Source organism: Kitasatospora sp. NPDC018058 (genome assembly GCF_044327205.1).
GTDB lineage: Bacteria > Actinomycetota > Actinomycetes > Streptomycetales > Streptomycetaceae > Kitasatospora.
The window spans coordinates 1-13,524 of sequence record NZ_JBIRFA010000087.1; the positions used below are offsets into that span (position 1 = coordinate 1).

The window sequence follows — 13,524 nt, forward strand, 5'->3', positions numbered from 1 at the left end:
GTCACACCGGCGGCACCGGCGAGGATCGCGGCAGAGGTACGCATACGGAGCTTGAAAGCGGGCATGTAGAGCAAGACCTCAATCGGGTTGGGCCGACGTCACACCCCGCCTCGACCATGGCCGGACAGGGGCCGAACGGTCGCGGGACGTGACTCGGCGGTTAGCCGCACCCGGCGGGACAACAACCGGTGCGACTGACGACGAATGCCAAGGTGCCAGACCCGATCGACCCCCGCCAAGACCCCCTCACCACGACCCACCGTCGTACATCACCGGCGGACGGCACCGACCCGCAGGACGGTCCGCGCGGCGGGCCAGCCTCGCGCACCTCTCCCGGCCTGCGCGGACACCCTCCAGCCACTCGCCAAACAGTCTCAAAATGGTGCAAAACGGACACTACTATCCGTCGTCGTGCCCCGCATTCGCGTGTGAGCGCACTCACCACACAGGCCCCGACGACATCACCGACCGCCCCACCGCCACCACGCCGGGTCAACACCAGGCGCCCGCCATGGAGACCGCCACCACACCCGGCCGGCACGACGGCGGCCGGGGCCTCGATGGGTCAGTTCATGGGCCGGTCCGGGCGGCGGGTGAGGTTGGTGCCGTTGCGAGGGTCGAAGACGTGAATTCGGGGTGTGTTGATCCACAGGTCCAGGTGGGCGCCCTCGGTGGCACGGGTGGCGGTGTTGAGCCGGGCGACCACCCGGTGCTCCTGGGCGCCGGTGTCGGCCCGGCCGGAGTCGGCGGCGATCTCGGCGAGGTCCTCGGAATGGGCGGGCCCCTCACTCTCGGTGAAGTGCACGTACACGTCGGAGCCGACGGATTCGCGGACGTCGACGGTGACGGTGCAGACGGGGCCCGCGCCGTGGTCGTCGACGAGGGCGGCGTCCTCGAAGTCCTCGGGACGGATACCCATGATCACCTCGCGCGGCGCGTTGGCCCGTTCCAGGGCGCGGCGCTTGCAGTCGTCGAGGGGGAGGTCGCCGAGCGAGGTGCGCACGGTGTTCTGTTCCAGCGTGGCGGCGAGGAAGTTCATGCCGGGCGAGCCGATGAAGCCGGCGACGAAGAGGTTCACGGGTGCGTCGTAGAGGTGCTGCGGCGAACCGACCTGCTGGACGACGCCGGAGCGCATGACGACCACGCGGTCACCGAGGGTCATCGCCTCGACCTGGTCGTGCGTGACGTAGACGGTGGTGGTGCCCAGGCGTCGCTGGAGGGCGGCGATCTGGGTGCGCATCTGGACCCGGAGTTTGGCGTCGAGGTTGGACAGCGGTTCGTCCATCAGGAACGCCTTGGGGTCGCGGACGATGGCGCGGCCCATCGCGACCCGCTGGCGCTGGCCGCCGGAGAGGGTGGCCGGGCGGCGGTCGAGGTGCTGGGTCAGGTCGAGGATGCGGGCGGCCTCCTCGACCTTGGCCGCGATGGTGGGCTTGTCGACCTTGGCGAGGCGGAGCGCGAAGCCCATGTTGTCGCGGACGCTCATGTGGGGGTAGAGGGCGTAGCTCTGGAAGACCATGGCGATGTCGCGGTCCTTGGGGGCGCGGTCGTTGACGATCCGTCCGCCGATGCTGAGGGTGCCTTCGGTGATGTCCTCGAGTCCGGCGATCATGTTGAGGGTGGTGGACTTGCCGCAGCCGGAGGGGCCGACGAGGATGACGAATTCGCCGTCGGTGATGGTGAGGTTGAAGTCTTTGACGGCGAGTGCGCCGTCGGGGTAGCGCTTGGTGATGCCGTCGAGGACGATCTCGGCCACGGTTCGCCTTCCTGGTCCGCCTGGTGGGGCGGTCTCATCCTTTGACTGCGCCGGCGGTGAGGCCGGCGACGATGCGGCGTTGGAACAGCAGGACGAAGATCACGATCGGGATGGTGATGACCACCGCGGCGGCGGCGATGGATCCGGTCGGCTGCTGGAACTGGGAGCTGCCGGTGAAGAAGGCGATGGCCGCCGGCACGGTCCTGGCCGAGGTGGTCGAGGTCAGCGAGATGGCGAACAGGAAGTCGTTCCAGCAGAAGATGAAGACGAGGATGCCGGTGGTGAACACTCCCGGGGCGGCCAGCGGTGCGATGACCAACCGGAAGGCCTGCCAGGGTGTGGCGCCGTCCACCCTGGCCGCCTTCTCGAGGTCCCACGGGATCTCGCGGAAGAACGCCGAGAGGGTGTAGATCGCCAGCGGCAGCGAGAACGTCATGTACGGGATGATCAGGCCGGCCCAGGTGTCGAAGATGCCGAGCACGCGCTCGATGTTGAACAGCGGCGAGACCAGGGAGATCGGCGGGAACATGGCGATCAACAGGGAGACTCCGATCAGCGGCCGCTTGCCGGGGAACCGCAGGCGGGCCACCGCGTAGGCGGCCATGGTGCCCAGCACGACGGCGATGGTGGTGGCGATCACCGAGATGCCGATCGAGTTGGCCAGGGCGCGGGTGAACTCCGAGGTCTGGAAGATGCCCCGGTAGTTCTCCCAGGTCCACTCGCGTGGGATGAAGTCGCCGTCGCTGAGGGTGCTCGGGTCCTTGAAGGAGAGGGCGACGATCCACCACACCGGGAACAGCGCGTACAGCACCACGATCAGGTTGGCGACGCCCCAGCTGGTCAGGGTGCGGGTGCGGCTGTTCATCGGCGCTCCGGTTCGCCACCCGGCGCGGCGGCGCCGAAGACCTTGATGAAGACGAAGGCGATGACCGCCACGCAGAGGAAGATCAGCACCGAGATCGCCGACCCGATGCCCAGGTTCAGGGCGGTGAACAGGTTGTCGTAGCCGAGGATCGACACCGAGCCGGTGCCGTTGGAGCCGCCGGTCAGCACGTAGATGTTGTCGAAGACGCGGAAGGCGTCCAGGGTGCGGAACAGCAGGGCGACCAGGATCGCCGGCTTCATCAGCGGCAGCACCACCAGGCGCAGCCGCTGCCAGAACGTCGCACCGTCCACCATGGCCGCCCGGACGGTCTCCTCGGGCACCAGCGCGAGGCCCGCGAGCAGCAGCAGGGCCATGAACGGCGTGGTCTTCCACACCTCGGCCAGGATGATCAGGCCGATCGCCTGCCACTGGCCGGTCAGCGGGGCGCTGCCCTCCGGCAGGAGCGCGGCGAGGTAACCGACACCGGGTGTCCAGGCGTACTGCCAGGAGTAGGCGGCGACCACGGTGACGATGCCGTACGGGATCAGCACCGCGGTACGGACGGTGCCGCGGCCGAACACCGCGCGGTGCATCACCAGGGCGAGCGCCATGCCGAGCAGCAGCTCGATCGCCACCGACACCAGGGTGATCAGCACGGTCACCCACAGCGCCTGCCACCAGAACGGCGAGCTGAGCACCGCGCCGTAGTTGGACAGCCCCACCCAGTGCGCCTGCTGCGGGAAGCGCAGGTCGTAGCGCTGCAGTGACAGGTAGATCGCGTACGCGATCGGGTAGGCGGTGACGGCCAGCATCACGATCGCCGCGGGCGCGCACAGCAGCAGGCCCAGCCGACGCTCCTGGCGGGCGCCCTCGGAGAGCTTCGCGGTCTTCTTCCCGGCCGGGTCGCCGAGTGTGGTGGCAGGTGTCACGGGATCAGTCCCTTGGAGCCGAGGGCGTCCTCGATCTGCCCGCGCAGGTCCGCCACGGTGCTCTCCGGACGGATGTCGGCGGGCGGCGAGAGAGCGTGCGTGATGGCGATGGACACGTTCTGATAGGCGGGGGTCTGCGGCCGCACGCTCGCGTTGTCCAGCGCGGCCAGCACGTCCGCGGCGAACGGGTAGCTCTCGGTGAGCTCGGCCGCCTGGTACAGGCTGCGCAGCGAGGGTGGCAGGCCGCCCTTCAGCGCGTTGGTCAGCTGGTTCTCGCGGTCCCGCAGGCACAGGGTGGCCTCGAACGCGAGGTCCGGGTGCCGGCCGTACGCGCCCACGGCCAGGTCGATCCCACCGATGGTGACGGTCGCCGGACGACCGGGCACCACCGACGGGTACGGCGCCCAGCGCAGATGCTTGAACAATTCGGGCTGATTGGCCTTCATCGACGGGTAGACGAAGGGGTAGTTGAGCTCGAAGACGGCCGTCCCCGACTCCATCGCCAGCCGGTTCTGGTCCTCCATCTGGTTGGGCAGCGAGGGGTCGGCGGCCACCGACGTGGCGGTGTCGTGCATCACCTGCGCGGCCAGTACCGCAGGCGGACCGAGCGAGGGCGCCTGCGCGTCCGGGGTGAGGATCGAGCCGCCCGCGCTGGTGACCAGAGTGTTGAACCACACCGTCAGGCCCTCGTACTGGGCCCCCTGGATCTCCACGTGATGCGGCTTGCCCTGCTCGGCCAGCGCGTCCGCCTGGCCGAGCATCTCCGTCCACGTCCCCGGTGCGTTCGTCACCAGGTCGTCCCGGTACCAGAGCAGCTGTGTGTTGGAGTTGTACGGCGCCGCGAACAGGCGCCCCTGCCAGGTCGCGGTCTGCACCGCCGCCTCGAGGGTGTCCGCGGTGGCCTGCTTCTTCATCGTTCCGGTCCACTCGCGGATCCAGCCGGCCTCCGCGAACTCCGCCGGCCAGGTCACGTCCAGGCCGAGGATGTCCACGTCTGCGTCGTGCGCGGCCATCCGCCGCACCAGTTGCTGGCGCTGCCCGTCGGCGCCGCGCGGCAGCTTGTCGTACTTGATGGTGTATCGGCCACCGGACTGCCGGCTACAGCGGTCGGCCGCCTGCTGGAGCGCGCCCGAATCATCCGGGACGTTGTACCAGTGCAACGTGACCGGCCCTGCCTGCCCGCTGCTCCCACAGCCCGCCAGGCCCGACGCGAGCACGAACAGGCCTGCAGCGGCGGTCAGCCGCCGTGAGCGGGATCCGCGGATACCGGGCATCGCTCTCCCGACATGGAGATGGACGGACCCGCCGACGGTAGCCGGGCGTGGATTCGGCGCTGAACGCGCCGCGCCGTCGACCGTCCCACCGGGCGTCAGGTGCTCGCCGGACCATGTCCGGCAGCGCCCGCCGCTGCCCGGCCGGGCCGGAGCCGGCGGCCCCACGGCACGGACCGGAGCAGCGGGCGCGGGGACGGCGGCGACGCCGCGCCGGTTTCCGCTCAGCGGTGGTGGACCTCCAGGAAGGTGCGGACCGCCGACTCGAGGGCGCCCTCGATCCAGGCCGGCTTGAGGCTGGTGTGCTCGCCGGCGAAGTGGACGCGGCCCTCCGGGGTCTGGGTGGCCGGGTGGAGCTCGTGCAGCTGTCCGGGGGTGACGATGGCGGCCTCACCGAGGGCGTACCGGGCGCGTGCCCAGGACTGGGTGGCGCCGACTCCGGTGAACTCCCTCCGCACACGCGGCCCCATGAGCCGCTCCAGGTCGTCGAGGGCGAAGGCGTACCGCTCGCCCGGGGTGAGCGAGTCCCAGCGCGCCGCGTCGTCCGACCAGGTGTACGAGGCGAGCACCACGCCCCCCGGGGAGCCCTGCGGCGCATGTGAGGGGAAGTAGGTGAAGCGGCTGGGGCTGTCGCTGACGCAGCCGCCGCCGGTGAAGCCGTCCAGGCCCTCCTCCCAGAACCGGTGGTGGAACTCGAGCAGGACCTTGGTGGCCGAGTCGTAGTGCAGCTCCGCGACGGCCCGGCGCTTGGGGTAGGACATCAGGGGCTCGATCCGGCAGAACCGCAGCGCGCTGAACGGGAGAGTGACGATCGCGTAGTCGCCCTCGAAGGTCTCGGTGGGAGCGACGGGGGCGCCGTCGCACGACTCCTCGTCGCCGCTCTCCGCGACCGTCTCGATGGTGACCTTGCCGGCGTCCTGCACCAGGCGGGTCATCCGGTGACCGAGGCGCAGGTCGTCCCGGAGCGGGGCGGCCAGCGCGTCGGTGAGCATGGCGGTGCCGCCCTCCAGTTCCCAGTAGCGGTTGGTCGGACTGATCACCGCGTGGTCGATCAGGGTGGGGATCAACGAGTAGTGCAGCCGGGAGGTGAGGTTCTCCAGGGTGCCGGCGGCCTGGACGGACGCCGGGTCCCAGCCGGCGTCCTCGCGCAGGAAACGGCGGGTGGAGTGGTAGCCATAGGTGGAGAAGATGCGGGTCCAGGCGTCCAGCCGGTGGCGGATGTCGCCGTCCCGGACCGAGACCCGCTCGAACGCCTTGTCGAGGGCACTGGCGGTGGTGGAGTCGAACCGGGCGCCGAAGGAGCGGTTGACCGTGGTCGGCGACTGGGCGTACGCGGCGCGGGTGGTCCGGGTGCCGTTGACGGCGATCAGACTGCGGAAGCGGGCCGCGGGCGGGGTGAACGTCCGGTCCGGGCCGTTGCTCCAGGTCTCCCCCGTGAACGAGTGGTACGTCACCGGCGGAACGGCGCCGGTCGGGCCGGTGCCCGGCGCGATGTCGGCGTTGTAGAACAGGCGCCGCTTCAGGCCGAGCTTGTCGGCGAGCGCCAGGACGAGCGGGTGGAAGTCGGGCAGGCGCATGGCGCCGGCCTCCGCGTGCAGCCGGGGGTCGGCGAAGATGCCGCGGAAGGTCTTGATCCGCCCGCCGACCCGGTTGGCGTTGGCCTCGATGACGGTCACCTCGTGACCGGCCTGCTTGAGCAGCGTCGCAATGGTCAGCCCGGCGACGCCTGCACCCACCACCAGTACCCGCTTCCGGCCGGTGCGGGGCGGCAGTTGGCCGTCGATCAGGATGCGCAGGTATTCGAGGGTCAGGTCGGTCCGCTCGTCCGCACCGACCATGAGCATCTCGCGGGCCAGCGCGCGGCTGACCGCCTCGTCGGTCACCGGGCCGACGCTCGGCGCGTACGCGGGCACCGTGGCCGCCGCGGCCCGGGTGCCGAGGCCGACCGCGCCGGCCGCGGCCACGGCGGCCGACCCGAGGAGGGAGCGCCTCCCCAGTCGGGGCTGCCCAAGGGCGGCGCTCGACTCGCCGGACCGGCTCACAGTGGGCTGACTCACGTTCTCTCCTGACGAAGGCAGTTGGGACACCGTCCAAGCAACGTCCGACCACCGCACTGCGCAACGCCGTTCTCCCGAAGATCACCCGCACCGGTCACGTCCAACACCGTTGCGTTCAACGGCGGGTGGGGGGGTTGACCACGCACATCGGCCTGAGCTCGGATCCATCGATCTGATTCCCGAGCGATCGCGTCGTGTCAGCGGACGCGGCGGACTCCTCCACGGCGGTCGGTTGGCCTGGCGCTGATCCACATGTCGGGAACCGGTGACGGTCGGTCATCTTGACTGGGATCGTGGCCGGCTGTGCCGGTGGTGGTCTGCGGACGTCGGTGCCGCATCCGGCCGGCGTGGCGGTGGAGGACGTGGTCGATGCCGGCCGCGGGCGGATCGAGGACACCCAACGGTACGGCCGCTGCAGCATGCTGCAGCGGCCGTACCGAAGGCCGTGGGCGTTCGGCGGCGGCGAGCCGGGGCACCGTGGGTTACGGCTTGAGTCCGTCGAAGGCGATGCCCAGGTGCCGGGGGCCGCGTAGGACCGCGTTCTGGCGGTACGGGGGCGGGTCCTCGACCAGGCGGGGGTTGTCGAGCCGGCGGACCAGCTCGCTCAGCGTGGTCTGCGCCTCCAACCGGGCGAGGGGGGAACCGAAGCAGTTGTGGATGCCGCTGCTGAACCCAGGTGCTGGTTGTCGGGCCGGTTGACGATGCGCCCCTCCCGTCTGAGCTTCTCCAGGAAACCGTCAACCGACATGGGGGACCCCCGCCTTCCCGCCGGCCGGTGCTGCGCCCAGGCCCTCCACGGTGATGGCCTGGACGGGGCATGCCTCCGCGGCCCGCAGGACGTGCTCGCGCAGCGCGTCGTCGGGCATGGGGTCGTACATCAAAGCCTCGTCACCGTGCATGGTGAACACGTCCGGCGCCAGGAACGCGCACTGCGCGTACCCCTGGCACCGGTTGAGATCAACGACAAGCCTCATCGTGCCTCCGTTCCATCGGCGGCCTGGCCAATGAGGTGCGAGAGGCCCTGCCTGCCGGGGCGGCTCGCACCAGCGGTCATATCAGCCGCGCTCCGGAGCGCGTCCCGGCCACCACAACCCCTGCGCCGACGGCCTGACGGATATCCCCCTGACGGACCGGCGGTGCCGGACGCTTCGGCCCGGTTCCCTCCTGAGGGTCAGGGCAGGGTCCAGAACCGGGTCGTGACGAGGTAGAAGGCGATGACCCAGAACGCGGTCACGCCGGCGACGATGCCGAGACCGATGCGGTTGGTCCTCGCTGCCGGCTCGCCCGGTGAGGGCCGGAGCCATCGCTTGAGCAGCGGGTTCACGTAGTAGGGCATCGTCAGGAAGCTCATGGTGAAGCTCGACAGCAGGTTGCCCACCAGCAGTCCGATCCAGAGCGGCATCTTCAGCGGTGACAGGGCGAGCGTCAGCAGCACGACGGTCGGGTACAGGCCGACCCACACCGCGATGGCGGTCTTGGTTTCCGACGGCGGCGGCGTCTGTTTGCCGTTCTCCTCGAAGGCGAACCAGCTGCCGAACGAGTTGTCGATCGTCCGGAGTCTGAACTCACCGAACTTCTTGCCCTCGGCGAGGATCCTCCGCCGTGTGCCCGACGTCAGCCAGGCGTCGAGGTGTTCGGCGTTGTCGAAGCGGTACAGCGTGGTCCACTCGTCCTGAAGCCCCTCGATCGGGCGGAAGAGCTCCGTACCGCGGAAGCCCTCGAATGTCCGCTCCTCCTGACTCATGCGCTGCTGCCAGTCGAGGAACTCGTCGACGTGGTCGGGGTGGACGCGGTGGGCGACCACGACGGTCACGAGCGGATCCGGTTCCTGCGCGCCGCCTCTGACGACCTGCTGGGTTCCCGGGCCGTCGATGTACCTGCTGCCGGCGTCGAGCAGGTTCTGCCTGGTCGCGCTGTTGATCCATGCCTGCAGATGGACTATCGAGTCGAACCGGTAGACGACGACCCAGTCGGGCTGCAGGGGCGTCGGCGGGGAGACCTCCGCGCCGAGGTAGCCGGCGTAGTCGGCGGCGGCGGCGTTGACGTCCTGCTGCCAGGCCTCGTACTCACGTTCCAGCCCCGGCCGGACCTTCAGGCCGATGATGGCCGTCGCCGCGGCGTCCCCGCCCCGGGGCTGCACGGTGTTCATCTCGGTCCGGGCGCCGTCGACACCGGCCTGGCTTCGTTCAGCCGACTGTAGATCCGTTCCGGGGTCAGCGGCAGCGCGCGGTAGCGGACGCCCGTGGCGTCGTGGAGCGCGCTCGCCAACGCGGGGGCCACCGGATTGATGCAGCACTCCGCGACCCCCTTCGAGCGCATCGGCCCGACCGAGTCCGAGGACGCCACCAGGAGCACGTCGGTACGGGGGATGTCGGCGTAGGTGGGGATGCGGTAGTTGCGGAGGTTCGGGTTGACCATGACACCGTTCGCGTCGATCTGGTGGTTCTCGGTCAGCGCGAAGCCGATTCCCTGGGCGACACCGCCCTCCACCTGTCCCCGGACCTGTAGGGGGTTGATGACGTCGCCGGCGTCGGTGGCCTGCACGCTGTAGAGGATGCGGATCTCGCCCGTCACCCGGTGGACGGCGATCCGGAAGCCCTGTGTGTTGGAGGTGACACTTCGCGGCGAGCCGTAGCCCTTGCGGGCGGCGGTGAAGCGGATTCCGCGCGCGCGGGCCAGGGCGACGAGGTCCGCCAAGGACACGCGCTGCTCGCCGCAGACGACGCCGTCGTCGTCCATCGAGCACATCACGACGTGGACGCCCGTGTGGGCGGCGGCGAACTCCAGGATCCGGTCCCGCACCGCGTTGGCCGCGCGGAGGACGGCGTTGCCCGCCACGAAGAGTCCCGCGCTCGCGAAGGCGCCGGTGTCGAATCCCGTGCGGTCGGTGTCGGACCGCACCAGGCGGATCCGCTCCGGTGTCGTGCCCAACTGGTGGGCCGCGATCTGGATATGGGCGGTGGGGGTGCCCTGGCCGAACTCGACCGTCCCGACGGCCAGTTCGTACACCAGGTCGTCCCCGAGCGTGACCCAGGCCTCCGAGATGTGCTCGGTCGGGGGCGCGGTCTCGTGCAGGGAGCTCGCCACGCCGGTCCCGACGAGCCAGTCGGGCCCCGGTGACGGCTCGTGAGCCGTCCGGGCCATCGCGGCGTCCACCAGGTCGATGCACGTGGCGAGTCCGTCCTCGGTGAACATCACGTCGTCGGGTCCGTCGTGCAGGGCGACGAGCGGATCGCCCGGTCGGACGATGTTGCGGCGCCGCAGTTCGAGCGGGTCGAGGTGCAGGGCACGGGCCAGTTCGTCCATCGCCGATTCCACGGCGAACGCCGGCTGTGTCATCCCGTATCCACGCAGTGCCCCGCTCGGAACGGTGTTCGTGTAGACGGCGTAGGCGTCGTACTTCTTGTTGGGACAGCGGTAGAGCATGACGGCCGCGCCACCCCCGTACAGCGTTTCGCCGCCGTGGTTGCCGTAGGCGCCGGTGTTCGACACGTTGCGGACCTGGAACGCCGTCAGCGTCCCGTCCGCCTTCGCGCCGAGCTTGACCGTCAGCGTCATCGGATGCCGGGGCGAGGCCGTGGTGAACTCCTCCTCGCGGGTGTACTCGAAGCAGACCGGCCGCCCGGTGTCCAGCGTGGCGAGCGCGGCCAGGTCCTCCGAGAACACCTCCTGTTTGCCGCCGAAGGCGCCGCCCACGCGTTTGCAGAACACGCGCAGCTGGTCCGGCCGCAGCGCGAACAGGTAGGCGAGTTTGACCTTGGCGATCGACGGCGACTGCGAACTGGTACGCACGTTCAGGCGGCCGTCCTCCATCCAGGCGATCGAGCCGTGGGTCTCCAGGTGCGCCTGCTGCACGCGCGGGGAGGAGTACGTGCCCTCGTGGATCACGTCGGCGTCGGCGAATCCGGCATCGACGTCACCGATGTGCGAATGGATCTCCACCAGGATGTTGTGGACCGGATCCCGGACGAAGGGGTCGTGCGAGCCGTGCAGCTGCGGCGCCCCCTCGGTCATCGCCTCCTCGGGATCGAAGACGGCCGGCAGGACGTCGTAGTCGACGACGACCCTCCGGCAGCCTTCCTCCGCCGCCCCGACGGTGTCGGCCAGGACGGCTACGACACGCTGGCCGACGAAGCGCACCGTGTCGTCGAGGATGAAGGTGTCGTCCGGATCGACGAGATGGTCGGTGTGGATCGCCGTGGTGAAGCGCTTGCGCGGCACGTCCTCCCAGGTGTAGACCCGGTGCACGCCGGGAACCGCGAGTGCGGCGGTCTTGTCGATCGAGACGATCCGGGCGTGCGCGTGCGGTGAGTGCAGCACCTTGAGGTGCAGCATGCCCTCGAGATGGACGTCCATGGTGAACTCGGCGCGGCCGGTCACCACGTCGTCGGCCTCCGGTGTGGCGACGCTCGTCCCCACGGCCTTCCCCGGGGCCGCCGTCTCCACGCCGGTGACGCCCCGCACGGCGTCCTCGATCGCCCGATAGCCGGTGCAGCGGCAGAGGTTGCCCTTCAACGCCCGGGGCAGGTCGTCCTTCTGATCCTCGGTGAGCGCCGCCGACGTCATGATCATCCCAGCCGTGCAGAAGCCGCACTGGAATCCCGGGGCGTCACGGAACTGTCGCTGCATCGGATGCAGGTCACCCGGTGCTCCGAGACCTTCGATCGTCGTCACCACGTGACCGTCCGCGCGGAACGCGGGGGTGATGCAGCTGTGCACCGGATCGCCGTCCAGCCACACCGTGCACGCGCCGCAATCGCCCGCGTCGCACCCCTTCTTGACGCCGAAGTGACCGATCGAGCGGAGGAAGGTGCGTAGGCACTGACCGGGTTCCGGCTCTTCGTCGAAGCTCCTGCCGTTCACGATGAAGGTCATGCCGGGCCCCCAGCCACGAGTTCGTGACGGATTTCCTCGGTGAAGTGCTTGGTCAGGTGGCGCCGGTGTTCGGGGGTCCCGTTCGGATCGGCGAACCAGACGTCGGCGGGGATGACATCGATGCTGTGCTGAAGGGTCCGTGCGTCGGGCATGCTGTCGAAGGCGATCCGCACCGGCCGGGTGGTGCCGGCGGTGACGGTGAGCAGCAGGTCGTTCGTCCCGGGCGTCTGGGTGCCGATGAGGAAGACCGTCGAACGGCCGAGGTGGGTCAGCGTGAAGCGGCGGTGCGCGGTGCGTTTGCGCAGGGCGCCCGCCGGAATCATGACGCGGCGCAGGAGTTCGCCGGGTGCGAGGATGTTGCGGTTGTCACCGGTCACGAAGTCGAGGGCGTCGACGACGCGGGTCGACCCGTCGGGAGCCCACAGCTCGTACCCGGCCTCGAGGGCGACCGTCAGCGTGATCATCGGGCCGGCGGGCAACGACAGGCAGATGTTGCCGCCGACGGTCGCCGCGTTCCACACCTTGAACGAGGACAGGAACGCCTCGCAGCCCGTGGCGAAGAGGGTGCCCGCGGTCCAGTCACGCGGCGGCTCGAAGGCGTACAGGCCGCGGATGGTGCAGGTCGCACCGATCTCCAGGCCTGTGTCGCTCGGAACGAGCGGATCCCAGCCGAGGGACGCCAGGTCGATCAGGCGGCGCAGGCTCGGCTGCTCGGTGGAGAACAGGAACGTGCCGCCCGCGAGCCAGGCATCGCCTTCACGCCATTCCAGCCCGGGCCGATCGGGTGGGCGCCGGACGACTTCGGTGATGGTGTTGAGGTCCATGGGAACCGTTCTCCCTCACGACGACCACCGTGCGGCGGACCGCCCACCGAATCCCCGTCGGGCCGCAACGGTCGAACCGCCGGAGGAGGAACCCCGGCGGGCGCTCGGATTCGTCTCAAGCGTATAGCCGGACGAGCCGGGCCCGCCAAGTCAGGACCCCGGCGTGACGTCGAGCCGTGGGGGTCCGTGCGGTGGTGCCGGCCGTGCATCGGCGGTCGGAGGCGGGTGCCCTGTCAGGCCCGGTTCCTCCGTCCCCTTTCCCTCTGCGTGCGGTTTTCGGGCTTGCCCGTCTCGGTCACGGATTGTGGTCGCGGCGCGATGGTGCGGGGCTGGTGTCGTGTGGCCATACGGCGCTCAGCACGCGGTTCGGCCAGTCGTCGGGGATGCTGGCGATGGTGACGTACTGGCCGTAGAAGGAGCCGATGAGCATGCTGGTGAGCGCGTCGAGGTCGGCGGAGTCCGGGAGGTCGCCGGCCGCCAGTTCTTGCCGGAGCAGCGCCCGTCGCGGCTCGACGATGCGGGTCCTGAAGAGGTGGAGCAGTTCGGGGTGGCGTCCCTCTTCGGCGAGCAGTGAGCCGAGGACGGCCAGCGCGGGGATGGCCCGCAGGTTGCTGTGGAGGTTCTCCAGGATCGCCAGGGCGTGGGCGCGGGTGGTCGGGGCGTCGACGGGCGGTTCCTCGACCCGTAGCGAGCCGATCACTACGGCGACCAGCTCCGCCTTGTTCCGGTACCGGCGTCGGAGGCTGGGCACGGTGGTGCCTGCGGCGGCCGCCACGGATTCCAGCGACATGCGGGCGTAGCCGAGCTCGCCGAGCTGGCGGGCGGCGGCCGACAGGACGGCGCGGAGAGGTGCGGCGATGAGTTTCCTGAGTCAACCCCTATGCCGCCAGAGTGGTCTCGGGAGTCGTTTTGATCTTGCTGTTGGCCTGGTGGGTGTCGGGGTCGTA

At 70.0% G+C, this 13,524-nt stretch carries 10 protein-coding genes and 1 pseudogene; all 11 read right to left on the reverse strand.

Annotation, left to right across the window (positions count from 1 at the left end; genetic code table 11):
* Nucleotides 1–565 precede the first annotated feature (565 nt).
* A complete protein-coding gene (locus ACH4E7_RS44050; protein WP_396254854.1) occupies nucleotides 566–1,756 on the reverse strand; it encodes an ABC transporter ATP-binding protein in 1,191 nt (396 codons plus the stop codon).
* Nucleotides 1,757–1,790: 34 nt separating this feature from the next.
* A complete protein-coding gene (locus ACH4E7_RS44055) occupies nucleotides 1,791–2,621 on the reverse strand; it encodes a carbohydrate ABC transporter permease (RefSeq protein WP_396254855.1) in 831 nt (276 codons plus the stop codon).
* Complete coding sequence (locus ACH4E7_RS44060; protein ID WP_396254856.1) at nucleotides 2,618–3,550, reverse strand: carbohydrate ABC transporter permease; 933 nt, start codon at nucleotides 3,548–3,550, stop codon at nucleotides 2,618–2,620. The genes ACH4E7_RS44055 and ACH4E7_RS44060 overlap by 4 nt, the downstream gene beginning before the upstream one ends.
* Complete coding sequence (locus ACH4E7_RS44065; RefSeq protein ID WP_396254857.1) at nucleotides 3,547–4,824, reverse strand: ABC transporter substrate-binding protein; 1,278 nt, start codon at nucleotides 4,822–4,824, stop codon at nucleotides 3,547–3,549. Before ACH4E7_RS44065 ends, ACH4E7_RS44060 begins: the two co-directional genes overlap by 4 nt.
* Nucleotides 4,825–5,045: 221 nt before the next feature.
* Nucleotides 5,046–6,878 carry a flavin monoamine oxidase family protein gene (locus ACH4E7_RS44070; protein WP_396254858.1) on the reverse strand — a complete coding sequence of 611 codons (1,833 nt, stop codon included), beginning with the start codon at nucleotides 6,876–6,878 and terminating at the stop codon, nucleotides 5,046–5,048.
* 482 nt (nucleotides 6,879–7,360) lie between these two features.
* Nucleotides 7,361–7,572: pseudogene (locus ACH4E7_RS44075) on the reverse strand (cytochrome P450); the annotation flags it as partial.
* A 43-nt stretch (nucleotides 7,573–7,615) separates the two neighbouring features.
* Complete coding sequence (locus ACH4E7_RS44080; protein WP_396254859.1) at nucleotides 7,616–7,852, reverse strand: ferredoxin; 237 nt, start codon at nucleotides 7,850–7,852, stop codon at nucleotides 7,616–7,618.
* A 197-nt stretch (nucleotides 7,853–8,049) separates the two neighbouring features.
* Nucleotides 8,050–9,027, reverse strand: a complete 978-nt coding sequence (locus tag ACH4E7_RS44085) for an antibiotic biosynthesis monooxygenase (RefSeq protein WP_396254860.1) — start codon at nucleotides 9,025–9,027, stop codon at nucleotides 8,050–8,052.
* A complete protein-coding gene (locus ACH4E7_RS44090) occupies nucleotides 9,024–11,753 on the reverse strand; it encodes a molybdopterin-dependent oxidoreductase (RefSeq protein ID WP_396254861.1) in 2,730 nt (909 codons plus the stop codon). The genes ACH4E7_RS44085 and ACH4E7_RS44090 overlap by 4 nt, the downstream gene beginning before the upstream one ends.
* Nucleotides 11,750–12,577 (reverse strand): FAD binding domain-containing protein, encoded by an 828-nt coding sequence (locus tag ACH4E7_RS44095; RefSeq protein ID WP_396254862.1) that lies wholly within the window; start codon nucleotides 12,575–12,577, stop codon nucleotides 11,750–11,752. Before ACH4E7_RS44095 ends, ACH4E7_RS44090 begins: the two co-directional genes overlap by 4 nt.
* A gap of 295 nt (nucleotides 12,578–12,872) precedes the next feature.
* A complete protein-coding gene (locus tag ACH4E7_RS44100; protein ID WP_396254863.1) occupies nucleotides 12,873–13,436 on the reverse strand; it encodes a TetR/AcrR family transcriptional regulator in 564 nt (187 codons plus the stop codon).
* Nucleotides 13,437–13,524 lie beyond the last annotated feature (88 nt).